This is a genomic window from Micromonospora sp. NPDC048830, from assembly GCF_043198215.1.
Classification (GTDB): Bacteria; Actinomycetota; Actinomycetes; order Mycobacteriales; family Micromonosporaceae; genus Micromonospora.
This window is the reverse complement of record NZ_JBICUP010000009.1, coordinates 75868-90561: the sequence shown is the minus strand read 5'-3', so window position 1 is coordinate 90561 and position 14694 is coordinate 75868. Positions and strand designations below refer to the sequence as shown.

Below are 14694 nucleotides of genomic sequence, written 5' to 3'. Positions count from 1 at the left end.
GCTAGTCTCCAACCTCGGATTCCCGGGCCGCGGCGAGTTTGTCCAGCTCGCGTAGGACGTCCAGGGTCAGTGCGGCGGCCGTGCCGGGCCGGGTGGGCAGCAGCCGGCGTGCCCGCCGCAGCCCGATCGCCTGCCGGCTCAGGCTGTCACGCAGCGCCGGACCACCCTCTCCCGAGCCGCGCAGTTGCTCCTCGTCGAACACGTCCTCCGCCTCGACCAGGAGTTCGGTGGCGATGTCCGACAGCATCGAGCCAGGCGGCGGCACGCCCTGGATCAGGTCGGCCGCCGTGCCCATGCACTGCATGGCCCGGGTGGTGTGGTACCAACTGGGCGTCCCGCGGCGGGGCAGCGTCGGGTACACGTTGGCCGGCTCATCCCACAGGCCGGCCCCCTTGCCGTCACGCAGCCGGCGCCGTTCCAGGTGCCGCCACGCCTCGTCGGCCAGACGCAGCAACCGGGCCCGCAGGCGGTGGTCGTTGGCCTGGGCCGCGACGGCCAGTGCCCGGCCGAGCAAGAGGGTGCCCAGCTCACCCAGCCGCCAGCCGAGTGGGGGCGCGTCCGATCCCGCGAGATCGGCGCCGACGAGCGCGACCCAGGTGCCTGGGTGGTGCAGCTTCAGGGCGGGATCGGCGGCGAGCGGACGGCGCCTGATCCGCCCGCGGTCGGCCAGATCTTCGAGCACCCGGGCGATCCGGGCCAGGTCGGAGTCGGGGGCGCCCTGGTCGAGCAGGGCGTGGCGCACGAGAGAGACGACCAGCAGACTGTAGTAGTCGCTCTCCTCCTCGTCCGTCGTCCGCCAGGGCAGGTCCTCGACCGGCCAGCGATCATCGCCGAGGGTGGCGATCGTGGACCAGTAGCGCTGGGCCAGATCCCACTGCAGGTTGAGGATCCGGGCGAGCGACTGCTGCTCCTCGTCGAGCAGGCCCTGCAGCCGGGTCTCGCGGGAGAAGAGGTCACGGATGCCGTCCACCGCCACCACCGTGAAGTAGAGGTACGGGTACGGCTCGGCGAGCCCGGGCTGGGCGTACACGGTCGTCGGCGTCTTGACCGGTTCCGCGCCCTGGACGATGCCCCAGGACCAGCCGCACTCGAACAGCAGGTCGCGGTTCTCCAGCAGCGTCTCCACCTCGTCGGCGGACGAGCCCAGCTCACGGAGGCCGGCCATGACGTCGGTCAGCGAGTTCCGGATCCGGGCGACCAGCTCGGCGGAGTACCCCTCCTCCGGGCTGACGGTCTCGCACAGCGCCCGCCCCGCGCGGCTGTCGCCCCGGAAGACGCTGAGGGTGAAACTGCGCTGGAGCCCGGCCATCGCCGCCGTCAGCCGCTTCCGCGCGTCGACTTCCACCTTGTCGATCTCTTCGCGGTGGGACGGCCGCTGCACCTGCGGCCGGTAGCCACGCAGGAACCCGATGGCGGCCGTGGCGAGCACGACCGACGTGGCGTACGAGTCGACCACCTCGAGCGCCAGCTGCTCCGGGGTGGGCTCCCGGTCGTCGTCGGGCGCGGTGGTGAGGTAGCTGCCGCCGGAGAACTCCGGCAGCCCCGTCCCGGGGTCGGTGTAGCACCGCAGGTACTCCCCGATGAGCCGGACGACCCGCTGCGGGATCTCCACGGCACCACCGAACGAGGCGAGCGCGGCGCAGACGTCCGGCTTGGTCTCGTCCGGACGGTCGAAACGGATGCCGGGCAGTTTCGTCGGCGGCAGCAGGAGGCAGAGAAGCAACTCGGCGTCACTGATGGAGTTGCGGCCGGACCGGTCGCCCCAGGAGAATGCCTGCCCCGAACCGCACCACCTGGATATCGCTTTCCACACTGACAGCAGTTCCTGGCGCGGCTGAAGTCTCATTGATCGGCAACCACCGTTCATTCACCTCGGGCAATACGCCACGCGGCGTCGTCCGCGCCGGGCAGCCAACCTCAGGAACAGTGCCTCTCCTGCGGCGCAGCATATCCCGCCAGCCCATTGGACCAACAGCGTCACATTCCGGGCGTATCAATATTTAGCCCGCATAACGGAACGGCCTATTTATGGATCATCGACAATTGGTACGCTCGTTACCGCCCATGGCAGACGAAGAGCGCTCCCGTACGCGGCCTGCGCGTCTCACCACTCGCCCGCGCCTGCCGGGAAGGCTCCCGGAAGTGGGGAGAACACCGGTTTACACCACGTCGCCGATCACGATCCTGCACTGCCGGGACTTCCTGACCACGATGCGTTCTCCGCAGGTCGGAGGGCCGGCTCCGCGCGATGTGGTCACCGCCCTGCTCGACCAACTGGCTTCCTCGGAGGTGACCCGACCGCCGGACCTGGTGATGATCGCCGGCAATCTCGCCGAGCGGGCGACCTCCGCGGAATACGAAATCGCGCACCAACTTCTCGGCACCCTGCGGGACGCGCTCGGGCTCGACGCCCGCCGGATCGTGCTGGTCCCCGGCAGCAGCGACGTCAACCGCCTCAAATGCCACGCCTACTTTCTCCAGTGCGCCGCCGACGAGGAACAGCCGGCGCCGCCGTACTGGGAGAAGTGGCAGCCGTTCGCCACGATGGTGCGCCGGTTCCACGGCACGGAACTGCCCAAGGACCAACCCTGGGGCCTCACCGAATACCCGGACCTGGGCGTCGTCGTCGCCGGCCTCAACTCCACGATGGCCCAGACCCACCTGCCGGACGACGAGTACGGCTACCTGGGCGCGGAGCAGATCGACTGGTTCGCCGACCAGCTCGCCGCACCGGCCCGGCGCGACTGGCTGCGGGTCGGCGTGCTGCACCACCGGCCGGACGGAGCGGACGGCGGCGGCCGGCTCGCCGACGCCGACCGGTTCGTCACCGCCCTGGGCCCGCACCTGGACCTGGTCGTGCACGGCCAGCCGGACGGGCCCACCGTGGCCCTCCTCCCCGGTGGCGCGCCGGTGATCGGCGGCGGGAACGGCGGCTGGCAACTCCTCGAGGCGCATCCGGACCACGTACGGCTGCACGCGCTGCCACCCGGTCCGCACCCGGCCGGCACCGACCCGGTCCCGCTGCCGTACCCTCCCCCGCGCCGGCCGGCGCCCCGCCCCCGCCCGCCGAGTCCACCGGCTGCGCTGCGCCGGCTGGCGGACCAGGTCGCGGAGGTGTGCCGGCTGCGCCACCCGGACGCCGACGTCGCCCTGGTGCCGCAGCCGGACTCGACCCGGCTCGCCTACCTGCGGATCTCTCCCGACCCCGCGCACGGCGACCGCGGCCCGGCGGAGCAGCACCCGGTCGGGGTGTGCGCGGCCGTCCCGACCCGCGACGACGTCGCGTGGTTCGGCACCGTGCTGGCCCGGTTCCGGATCGGCGGCGCCGGCCGCACCGCCAGCCTCGTGCACGTCGGCGCGGAGACGGACCAGCGGCTGCGCGACTGGGCCCGCGCGCGCGGCGTCGCCCTCGTCACCTTCGCCGACTTCCAGCTCGGGTCCGACCTCGACCGCTTCGCCGAGCGGCAGGCCGCCGTGCTGGACAGCGACCCCGTCTACCCGTCCGCCGCATACGTCCCGCAGCGCTACACGGAGTTCCTGCCGGGACCACGGGCGCCGTCCGAGGCGCCGCCGTCCACGGATCTTCTGGCGTGGCTGCGCGACTGGGTCGACGCGCCGCGCGGGCGGCTGGTGGTGGTGCTGGGCACGTTCGGGCACGGCAAGACCTTCCTCCTGCGCGAGCTGGCCCGGCGGATGCGCGGCGACGGTTGCCGGACCGTGCCGGTACTGATTGACCTGCGGGGCTTCGAGAAGGCGTACAGCCTGGACGAGCTCGTCGCCGTCCAGCTCTCCCGGCACGGCCAGCGGCAGATCGACCTGGACGCGTTCCGGTACCTGCGCCGCGAGGGCAGGGTCGCGCTGCTCTTCGACGGCTTCGACGAGCTGGCCACCCGGGTCAGCTACGACCGCGCGACCAACCACCTGGAGACGATCGTGCAGGCCGCCGAGGAACGGGCCAAGGTCATCGTCACCAGCCGTGACCAGCACTTCCTCACCGACGCCGACGTGCTGTCGGCGTTGGGGGCGCAACTCGGCGCCGACCGCCGGGTCGTCCGCCTGGCCGACTTCGACGACCAGCAGATCCTCACCTTCCTCACCCACCAGCTGCGCGACCCGGTCAGCGCCCAGCGCCGCCTCGACCTGCTCCGGCACGTCAACGACCTGCTGGGGCTGTCCCGCAACCCGCGGCTGCTCGGGTTCATCACCGAGCTCGGTGAGGAGCCCCTGCGGATCGCGAGCGACGCCGGGAACCCGATCACCCCCGCCGACCTCTACCAGCAGGTACTCGACCGCTGGTTGGCCTACGAGACCAGGCGACTGGGCCGCCTCGGTCCGCTCGCACCCGACGAGGCGGACCTGTGGGAGGCCGTCACCCACCTGGCGCTCCGGTTGTGGGACTCGCCCGACGACAGTCTCAGCCTGGACGACCTCGGAGCCGCCGCGGCCACGCTGTCCCAGCTCACCGCCGCGGCGGTCGGTGAGACGGCCGCCCTGGAACCGCAGGAGAGCGCCCACCTGCTCGGGTCCAGCACCCTGCTGGTCCGGTCCGGGCTGCGCCGGTTCACCTTCGTCCACCACTCGGTACGGGAGTGGCTGATCGCCAAGCACCTCGCCGGTCAGCTGACCGCCGGCGGCGGCGCCGCCCCCGGCCTGGTCGGACGGTCCATGTCCCCCCTCATGATCGACTTCCTGGTCGGCCTGGCCGGCCGCGACGTCATGCGCGACTGGGCGGAGCAGACCCTGGCCGACAAGTCCACCGCGCGCGGAGTCGGACGCAACGCCGTCGAGGTCCTCCGCCACCTCCGGGTGGCCACCTCGTCCCCACTCCACATGCCCGGCTTCGACCTGCGCGGGGAGGACTTCTCCGCCCGGTTCCTCGCCGGCGCCGACCTCAGCGGCGCCGACCTGACCGGCGCCCGGCTGGTGGGCGCCGACCTGACCGGGGCCAACCTGACCGAGGCCAACCTCACCGGCGCCCGCCTGGACCGGGCCGCGCTCCGGGACGCCGACCTCACCGAGGCCGACTTCACCGGGGCGAGACTGCTCGGCACGGACCTGACCGGCGCGGTGTTCACCGGCGTACGGCTGCGCCGGGCCGCGCTGGTGGCCGCGACCGGAGCCGACGGCGAGGCGCTGCGCGGCGTGGACGCGCTCGGCGCCGCACTGCCCGGGGACGCCGCCGCCGAGCCGCAGATCGCCTCGTCCGCCGTCGTGCACGCCGTCGCGGTGGCCTTCGGGGTGCGGCTGCTGGCCGGAGGTGGCGAAGACGGCGCCATCCGGGTGTGGGACGCCGGAAACGGGACCCCGCTGCGGGTGCTCACCGGGCACACCGGCGCGGTGCGGGCCATCGCCTGCACACCCGACGGCCGGTACCTGGCCAGCGGCGGCGACGACGAGACCGTCCGCGTCTGGGACACCACCACCGGCCGCACCGTACACACCCTCACCGGCCACACCGGCCGCGTACGCGCCCTCGCCTACAGCCCCCACAGCCGGCACCTCGCCAGCGGCGGCGACGACGAGACCGTCCGCGTCTGGGACACCACCACCGGCCGCACCGTACACACCCTCACCGGCCACACCGGCCGCGTACGCGCCCTCGCCTACAGCCCCCACAGCCGGCACCTCGCCAGCGGCGGCGACGACGAGACCGTCCGCGTCTGGGACACCACCACCGGCCGCACCGTACACACCCTCACCGGCCACACCGGCACGATCCACGCCGTCGGGTACGCGCCGTCGGGCGACCGGATCGCCAGCGCCAGCGACGACCGGCGCATCCACGTGTGGGACGTGGCCACGAGCGCCATCGTCCACACCATGACCGGGCACACCGGCTGGATCCGCGCCCTCGCCTTCTCCCCCGAGGGGCGGCGGCTGGCCAGCGCCGGCGACGACAGCACCATCCGGGTCTGGGACACCGGCACCGGCCAGGCGCTGCACACCCTCACGGGCCACACCGGCACCGTCCACGCCGTGGCCTACTACCAGGACGGCCGGCAGTTGGCCAGCGCCGGCGACGACGAGACCGTCCGCGTCTGGGACACCGCCGACGGCAGGCCGTCCCGCACCCTCCGGGGCGGCGGCGGTGACTCCTGTGCGCTGTGTTTCTCCCCTCGGGAGGACGATCCCTGGATGGCGGTCGGATCGGGCGACGGCGCCGTACGGATCTGGAGCGCCGTGGTCGGCGACCAGCCCCGCGTGCTCAGCGAACCGGTCGGCCCCGACACGGCCGTCACCGCCCTCGCCGTCTCCTCGGACGGCCGCTACCTCGCCTGCGCCGCCCACGACGGCGGCATCCGGGTCTGGCACCCCGCCACGGCGGCGCTCGAGGCGACCCTGACCGGGCACATCGGGGCCGTCCGCGCGATCGCCTTCTCCCCCGACGGGCGCCACCTGGCCAGCGCCGGCACCGACGGCACGATCCGGATGTGGGACGTCACCGGCCACGGCGGGGTCCGTGCCCTCGCCGGTCAGTACGGCGGGGTCACCACCATCGCGTTCTCGCCGGACGGGCACCACCTGGCCAGCGCCGGCACCGACGGCATCCGGGTCTGGCACCTCGCCACCGGGCGGCGGCAGTCCGTGCCGGGGCACGCCAACACCGTCCGGGCGGTCGCCTTCTCCCCCGACGGGCGCCACCTGGCCAGCGCGGACGAGGACGGAGCGATCAGGATCCGGGGCATCGACGCCGGCCAGCCGCCGCGGGCCCTCGCCGGGCACCAGGGTCCGGTCACCGCCATCGCCTTCTCCCCCGACGGGCGCCACCTGGCCAGCGCCGGTGCCGACGGCACCATCCGGATCTGGGCCACCGCCACCGGCCGGCTCACCCACACGCTCACCGGCCACGCCGGGTGGATCTGCTCGCTGGCCTACACCCCGGACGGCCGGCACCTCGCCAGCGCCGGCGGGGACCGCGCCGTCCGGTTCTGGGACACCACGCGCCGAGGGCCGCGGGCGGTGCTCGTACCGCTGGTCGCCGGCGGCTCGGCCGTCCTGCTCGACGACCAGCGGTACGTCCTGGCGGGACAGCCGCACGGCGAGTACTGGTACGCCATCGGCATGTGCCGGTTCGAGCCCGGCGAACTCGACCCGTACGTGCCGGCGCTAAGGCCGGTCCCGGCCGGCGGGCGGCTCTGGTGAGCCGTCCGCCCCTCCCTGGTCCGGGCTCCCCTGGCCCGCGCCGGACCGGTCGAGGTGGTCGAGCACCCGACGGGCCGCGACCCGCACCTCCACGGGTGCGGCCGGGTCGGCGACCGCCGCCCGCGCCCACCGGCGGGCGGTGTCGTGCCCGGCGAGGTCGCACAGGAACTCCACCAGCAGCGGGGACATCTCCCGGCGCAGCAGCCCGCGCACCCGGCCGGCCGGGTGGTCCGGATCCAGTTGGTCGGCGACCTCCCGGGCGACCAGCCACTCCAGGACCGAGCGGTCGACGAAGTGGAAGCGGTAGGCCGGATCGCGGACCAGCAGGGTGCCGGCGCCCAGCAGCCGTGCCGTCTCGCTGCGGCCGGACGCCCCACCACCCCGGGCGGTGGTGAGCCGGGTCAGCACGTCGGCCGCCGCACCCAGCGCGTCCGCGCCGAGCGCCGCCTCGCCCGACTCCCACAGTCGCCGGGCCAGGTAGGTCACCGCGCGCTCCAGGTCGGCCAGGGGCGTCAGGCCGAGGACGTCGTCGGCGCCGCCACGCCGCCGTTCCCCGTCGAGCCACTCGCTGATCAGCCGCCGGTAGAGGTCCGCCACGGTCACCCGGCCGTCACCCGACGCGGCCGCGCGCAGCCGCTGCTCGTCGATGTCGGCGATGAAGGCGAGCATCCGCGGGTTGCGGGCCATCCGCAGCAGGCCGCCGACCCGCCCGAGCAACTCCAGGCGGGCCCGCGCCCGCTCCGGGCCGCCGAGCCGCCGGGCCAGGAACTCGAGTATCTGCTCCCGGTCCAGGCCCACCAGCCGCACCCAGCGCACCACCGGGCCGGTCGGACCCCCGACGGAGTACGGGCCGAGCGCGTCGGCGAGCAGGTCGGCGTCCCGGCTCACCAGGACGACCTTCCCGCGGCCGGGCCGGATCCGCGCGCCGGCCTCCCACCCGGCCACCCAGTCACGCAGCCGGTCGTGGGTGGTGCGGGCGGCGAGCTCGTCGAGCCCGTCGCACAACAGCGCGACGCGCCCCTCGCGCAGCAGGTACCGGCTCCGGTCCAGGTCCACCCGGCGCAGGCCGCCCCGGGACAGGTGGATCGCCACCAGCTCGTCCAGGCCGACGCGCCAGTCCAGGCTCCGCAGATCCACCAGGATCGGCACGACCGGGTCGCGGTCGGCGTGCAGCCGGCGCGCCAGCTCCCGCAACAGGAACGTCTTGCCGGTCCCCGAGGCGCCCACCACCGCGATCATCTGCCCCTCCGGGGCGGCCAGCCAGCGGCGGAGACGGCCCAGCAGCTCGGGCGCCGGCTCGGCCGGCCCCGCGTCGCCGGCGCGGGACGCCCCGCTGTCGGGGTCGAACAGGACGTACGGCTGCGGGACGTAACGGGCGGCCGGGAACGCCGGGTCGTCGGCCAGCAACGCCGCCTGCCCCTCGGCGTACCAGAGCACGTCGTCACCGAGCTCGAAGTCGGCGAAGCTCACCAGCCGAACACCCTGGCCGAGGGCCCGGTCCCGGAGGCCGGAGTGGGCCGGCACCGACCGGCAGACCAGCATGGCGTCGCGGCCCGGACCGTCCGGCCGGACCACGTCGGCCAGGAACCGCTGCACGGTCTCCGCGCGCGGCTCACCGTCGAACACACCGATCAGGTACGGGGCGGACAGGTGATCGCCGGCCGGCGAGACCACCAGGTAACCGGCCCGCGGCGCACCCGGCGGCGCACCCGGCCACCGGTGCTCCGCGAGGACGGCACCCGGCGTACGGGCCCGGTACGCCCGCGCCACCCGGGCCACCAGGTCGGTCCGGGATCCGTCGACGAGGTCGTCCACGCCGGCCGCGCCCGCCGCACCGGCGTCCCGGTCGCCCACCTCCGGCGGCCACCAGTGGTCGCCGTACGCGTGCGAGACGTCCCGCCCGGCCGCCGCGCCCCGCCGGGCGTGGCTCTGTGGCAGCACCCGCAGCTTCCCCGGCCGGAGGTCGACGAGCTGGTACCGGTACCCGCCGGGCGTACCCGTCCCGTGCGTCGCGTCCGGCGGCAGCAAGCCGTCCGCGCCGTGGAGGCCGACCGCCGGCACCCCGGTCAGACCGATCTCACGTACGCCGCCGGGGTGGTCGTGCAGCACCACGTCCAGCTGGGCGGCCAGCAGTCGGGCGAAGGCGTCCGCGTCGCGCAGCCCCGTGTCGTCCGCGCCGTCGGTCGGGTTGTGGTGCAGCACACCGACGCGCAGCCAGCCGCGCCGTTCGTAGTCGCGCAGCCGGTCGGCGAACCACTCCAGCTGGGCGTGGCCCAGCCGACCGAACCGTTCCCCCGGTAGGTGACTCACCGACATGGTGGAGTTCAGCGCGGCGACCACCGTGCGCGCGGCGGGCACCGGCAGCAGCTGCCACGGCTGGTGCGGCTGGAACGCCGTCGCGCCGGGCAGCCTGGCGGTCAGCTCCGCGAACGGTTCCCACTTCGGCCAGTACGGCGGGACCGGCTCCGCACCGTCCGCCGCCCGGCTCAGAAAGTGGGCCAGGCACCGCCCCTCGTTGACGTCGGACAGGCCGGGGACGACGATCACGCGCCCGGTGGGCAGGCCCAGCCGCGTCCGCAGGTTCTCCAGCAGGCGATGGGCCGCCTGGTACTCCGCCGGGGTGGCCCGCCGGGCCGCACCCCCGGTGACGATCACGAGGTCGGGTGCCCTCCCCTCGCGGTGACACGCGGCCGCGAGGTCGTCGAGCAGCTCCGGGCCGGACGGTCCCGAGGCGGATCCGGCGCCGTCCGGGTCGCCCGTCGCCGGGTCGCCCTCCCCGGCCAGCCTCGACCCGCTCACCTGCAGGATCGTGAGGTGGCCGGCTGCTGCGGCGGCCGAGCCCAGCCGCGGCCCGCCGCCCGGAGCAGTCGCCGACGGCCCCGGACCGCCCGCCGGCTCCGGATCGCCAGGTGCCGCGCGCCCGGCCAGCCTGCGCAGCACCTCGGCGCGGATCTGCGCGAACGGTTGACGCAACGCCGGCACCGTCAGGCTGCCCACCGGGGCGGACACCACCGCCGTGAACGACGCCCCGGCTCGTTCCAGGTGCCGCTCCACGTAACTGGACACCTCGGCGAGGACCTGGCCCGCCTCCGCCCGGTCCAGCGTGCCCAGCAGCGCCTGGCGCACGCCCCGGCGGAACTCGAAGTGCTGCTCGTCAGCCGCCCCACCGCCGAGTGACACCGGCACGAGCAGCCCGCCGTACAGCACCTCGGCCAGGTGGGACGGGCGGGCCGAGGGCACCATCACGGCCTGCACGACGCGGATCACCGCGAGGTTGAGCGGCACCGCCGCCGACAGGTACCGGGCGAGCCGGTACGCCGGTGCCGACGCGGCGGCCCGGAACTCCCGTACCCGCCGCTCGGGAGTCGGCTCGACCGGCGGCTGCCGCGTCCCACCCGGCCCCCGGCCGGCCGCCGGACGACCCACCACGTCGTCGACGTCGCGCACGCCGGCGGGCGTCACGATCGCGTCGATGCCACCGACCGCCCGGCCGGCGACCAGGTCCGCCCAGGGGCGTAGCCACCGCGGATCGATCTCCAGAACCGGTACCGGCCCGGTGCGCTCCGGCAGGCCACGCCGCCGCCAGGCCGAGGTGAACGGGGACTCCGCGCTCGGCGCGCCGGCGCGGAGGGCGGACAGCCGGCCGGGCACCGGATCGAGACCGGTACGGGACCACAGCCGTTCCGGCAGGGGCTGGAGGATCGCGACAGGCGCGCGGCGGGCCCATCTTTTGAGCACCCGGGCCATCTCGCCGTCGTGCCACGGGCCGCTGACGCAGTCGCTGAGCACCAGGACGAGATGATCACCGGTCCGGTCGGTCAGGCCCAGCGGCGAGCGCGGCGCGACCGGCGGGTTCGGCCCGTCGAGCCGGGCGCGCGCGGTGAGGCCCATCGTCCCGTCGGGGCGCAGGCCCAGGTACACCACCCGGATCGTCCGGAACGCCCCGAGCCGCTCCAGCAGCGTACGGACCTCGTGCCCCAGCCGGTCCCAGACCCCGCCGACGGAGCTGCGGTCCAGCACGAGCGTGAGGTGCAACCACCGGTCGGTCGCCGGCCGCCAGACCGGCGTCCACAACCGACGCTCGGCGATCTGGCACGCGGTGGCCTCCTCGTCGATCGTGGCACGGTGGCCGGAGCGGACGCGCCGCTTGAGGGGGCGCAGCGCGCGCAGGACCTGTCCGCTGTTCGGCAGGGCGCCGGCGGTGCGCACCAGCAGCGGCCACCCCGGCACCGCCTCCAGGCCGAGCCCGCCGTCGCCACCCCCGCCGTCCGGGTCGGGTGCGGGAGCGTTCCCGCGGCCCGGCGCCGCCGGCCCGCCCGGGTCGCCCGGCGGTCCCGCCTCCGGGGCGGCAGCGGCCGGCCCCGGATCCTTCCCCGGCGGCACCGGCAGCCGCAGGTCCACCTGCTCGCCGCGCGACGGCGGCGACGGCGCCGGGCCGGGCCCGGAGACCACGGCCCGCGCCCCGGACCGCGGGCCGGCGGCCGGAGCGGACGACGGCCCGGCCACGTCCACCCGCAGGGCGAGCCAGACGGCCTCGGCGAGCTCGGCAGGGGTCAGCCGGACGCCGGCGGCGTCGAGAACGGCGAGCAGGCGGTCGATCCGTGCCGTCACCCCGACCCGCTCAGCTCTCGCAGCACCACGTTGACCAGTTCGTCCCGGTCGGGCCTGGCGTCACCGCTGGCCCGGTGGAGCAGGTACACCGCGTTGAGCAGCTGGTCCGTGGCCAGCTGCCCCTGCTCACGGCGGGCCAGGAAGTCGTCGATGAGATCAGCCGCCTCGGCGACCGCCTCGTCACCCAGGTGCGCCCGGACGATCGCCTCGATCCGCCGCTCGTCCGGCTGCGCCAGGTCCAACTGGACACACCGGCGCAGGAACGCGGGCGGAAACTCCCGCTCGCCGTTGCTGGTCAGCACGATGAACGGGAACTCTCGACAGCGGATCCGCCCGTCGTTCACGGTCACCGGCTCGCCGTTGTCGGCCGGACGCACCCGCACCAGCGGGACGAGGTCCGCGATCCGTTGCAGCTCCGGGATGGCGTACTCGCCCTCCTCGAACACGTCGAGCAGCTCGTTGGGCAGGTCGATGTCGCTCTTGTCGATCTCGTCGATGAGCAGCACGCGGGGCAGCGCGTACGGGGCGAAGGCGGTGCCGAGCGGCCCCAGCCGGATGAAGCTGCCGATGTCGACCGGCCCCCACCGGCTCGAGCCGTCGCCGCGGGGCACGGCGTCCGGCTCCGCGGCCCCCGCGGCGGCACCGAGGGCAGGTTGGCCGGCCGCGCGGGCGTTGGCCTCCTCGATGCGGCCGACCGCGTCGTAGTGGTAGAGGCCCGAGGTCAGCGTGGAGCGGCTGGTGATCGACCAACGCAGCACCGGGCCGAGCCGCAACTCGTGCGCCACGGCGTAGGCCAGGGTGGACTTGCCGGTGCCGGGATGGCCGGTCACCAGCAGCGGGCGGCGCAGGTGGAGCGCCACGTTGACCAGCCTGACCGTGTTCTCGTCGGCCTGGTAGGGCACTGCCCTGCGCCGGTACGGCAGCCGGCGACCCACCGGCGCGTCGCGGTCCAGCGGTGTCAGCGGCTCCCCGTCGAACACCCGCCACGGCGGGGGCTCCGCCCGGCGCAGGATGCGGTCGTCGTCGCGGTCCGCGACGCCGGTGCCTTGATAGACCAGGAACTCACCCACGCCGCTCCCCTGTCGGTGTCGCCATCCGTGGCCGCGGAAGCCGGCGACCCGGATCGTCCCACAGCAGCACGACGTCGTGGCCGCACTCGGGATGCCCGTCGGCGCCGGCCCGGTTGCGCAGCCGCATGATCCGCTCCGGGACGTCGTCCCGGCCGGCCTTGCGCAACTCGAGGGTGACCGCCTCCGCCAGCCGGCTGGCCGGACAGTCCCGGTGCGAGAGTCCGGGCTGCCCGGCGCACCCGCGCCGGCGCCACAGCACGACCGGGATGCCGCAGTGGAGCCCGACCTCGAGCGCCGCCCGCGCGGGAACCTCCTGCGGCGAGCACGGCAGCACGAGCGCGCCCAGCGAGGGTTCGAGCTGGAACCAGGCGTGCAGTGCCCGGTGCTCCCGCCGTTCCAGGCAGGAGACCGAGGTCAACGCCACCCCGATGTCCTGGCCTTCGAGCGCCTTCCAGCGTTGCCGCCAGCCGCCGAGGCGGTCGTCGTCCTCGTCGAAGCGCTCCAGCTCGCGGACCACCACCGGGTTGGTCTGCCCGATGACCGACCACGGATTGCGGTCGGGCGCCTCCAGCCACTGGTCGACGTCCTCGTCGAGGAGATCGTACGGAAGCACCAGCTCGATCAGGGGACGCGGCGCGTCGTCGGGCCCGCCCCGGGCCAGGTCCGGCAGTCGGGCCCGCAGGTGCCGCCGCAGCTCCTCCAGCGACCGGTCGGGGTCGTCCGTGGCGATCGGCGTGATGTCGCCGCCGTCGGCGTGGCGCCACAGCTCGCAGCGGTACCGCCGCCGGTTCTGGCCGGCCGGCCGCACGTACACCAGCACCGACGGCGTCCGGGAGGTCGCCGCCGACTCCGCAAGGGCGGGCCCGTCGGCCAGCCGGGTCGCCGCCTCGTCGCGGTCCCGGGGAGTCTGGGGAGACATCCGTGCCCACACCCGCAACGACTCGGCGACGGACTGCTCGCCGGCGGCGAAGGACATGTCGATCGCGTACGCCAACACGTGCGGGAAGCCGTCCTCGGCCGGTAGCAGCCCGGCCAGCTCGCTGACCACGTCGCCGTGGTCGTGCAGCGGGTGCCGGGGCGGCACCGCCAGCTCGCCGGCCACCGCCCGGTAGGTCGCCAGGTGCTGTTCGTGGCCTGCCGCCGGCAGCCCGGCGAGTATCGCGCGCAGCTCCCGCTCGGCCCGGCGGCTGACCGGTCCCGTCGCGCCCGGCAGGTCGTCGGCCAGGCCGGTCCAGCGCCGGTTGCGTCGGTGGTAGGCGTCGTGCTCCCGGCGCAGCCGCCGGTACGGGGCCGGCTCCATGATCCCACGGAGGGCCCGGACCGGAACGGCGACGCCGCCCGAGGGCTGCCCGGATCGCCGCGTCGCCTTGGTGACGGCGCACACCCCACCGGTCTCGGCGTTGAGGACCGGCGCGCCGGACATTCCCGGCTCTATCTCGTCCCCGGTCAGCCGGATCATGTCCTCGTAGCCGCCGCCGTGGGCGAACCACCCCGATGTCCGGCCGACCCGCGGGCCGTACAACCGGGCGTGCCCGACGATGACGAGCCGCGCCGACATGGTGGGCGGGTGATCGTCCAGCCACACCGCGGGATGGCCGCCGGGCGGCGCGGCCACCTCGACCACCGCCAGGTCCGGGTACGGCGCGATGCCGCGCCCGTCGAGCGCGGAGGCCCAGCGGACGGTGCCCGCCAGGTCGGCGTCGCGCCACCCGACCGTGACCCGGTCGCCGGCCGCGCCGGCCACGTGGGCGCAGGTGGCCACCAGCCCGGGGCCGACGAAGAAGCCGCTGCCCTCACCGCGCCCGGAGACCCGCACCAGGCAGTTCTTCAGCAACGCGGTCAACTGGTCGATGCTGTCCGGCGCGGCCAT

The 14694-nt window shown here is 75.0% G+C and carries 5 protein-coding genes; 1 reads left to right on the top strand and 4 read right to left on the bottom strand.

The window, feature by feature from the left end:
• Window position 1: 1 nt before the first annotated feature.
• Window positions 2-1846 (bottom strand): SCO2524 family protein, encoded by a 1845-nt coding sequence (locus ACGFIZ_RS11160; RefSeq protein WP_393418095.1) that lies wholly within the window; start codon window positions 1844-1846, stop codon window positions 2-4.
• Window positions 1847-2142: 296 nt separating this feature from the next.
• Between ACGFIZ_RS11160 and ACGFIZ_RS11155 the strand changes: the two genes are divergently transcribed.
• Window positions 2143-7143, top strand: a complete 5001-nt coding sequence (locus ACGFIZ_RS11155) for a pentapeptide repeat-containing protein (protein WP_393418093.1) — start codon at window positions 2143-2145, stop codon at window positions 7141-7143.
• Here the strand turns inward: ACGFIZ_RS11155 and ACGFIZ_RS11150 are convergent.
• Genes ACGFIZ_RS11150 through ACGFIZ_RS11140 form a run of 3 tightly spaced genes read right to left on the bottom strand, consistent with a single transcriptional unit; the run spans window position 7108 to window position 14694 of the window.
• A complete protein-coding gene (locus ACGFIZ_RS11150; RefSeq protein WP_393418091.1) occupies window positions 7108-11754 on the bottom strand; it encodes an SAV_2336 N-terminal domain-related protein in 4647 nt (1548 codons plus the stop codon). The two genes, ACGFIZ_RS11155 and ACGFIZ_RS11150, sit on opposite strands and share 36 nt — an antisense overlap.
• Window positions 11751-12824 (bottom strand): AAA family ATPase, encoded by a 1074-nt coding sequence (locus tag ACGFIZ_RS11145; protein ID WP_393418089.1) that lies wholly within the window; start codon window positions 12822-12824, stop codon window positions 11751-11753. Before ACGFIZ_RS11145 ends, ACGFIZ_RS11150 begins: the two co-directional genes overlap by 4 nt.
• The gene (locus ACGFIZ_RS11140; RefSeq protein WP_393418087.1) at window positions 12817-14694 is read right to left on the bottom strand and encodes a trypsin-like peptidase domain-containing protein; all 1878 of its coding nucleotides are present in this window, start codon (window positions 14692-14694) and stop codon (window positions 12817-12819) included. The genes ACGFIZ_RS11145 and ACGFIZ_RS11140 overlap by 8 nt, the downstream gene beginning before the upstream one ends.

What these genes read in the sequence shown, in the direction of transcription:
- ACGFIZ_RS11160 (WP_393418095.1), bottom strand. Translation starts at nt 1,846, where the DNA reads ATGAGACTTCAGCCGCGCCAGGAACTGCTGTCAGTGTGGAAAGCGATA.
- ACGFIZ_RS11140 (WP_393418087.1), bottom strand. Translation starts at nt 14,694, where the DNA reads ATGGCCGCGCCGGACAGCATCGACCAGTTGACCGCGTTGCTGAAGAAC.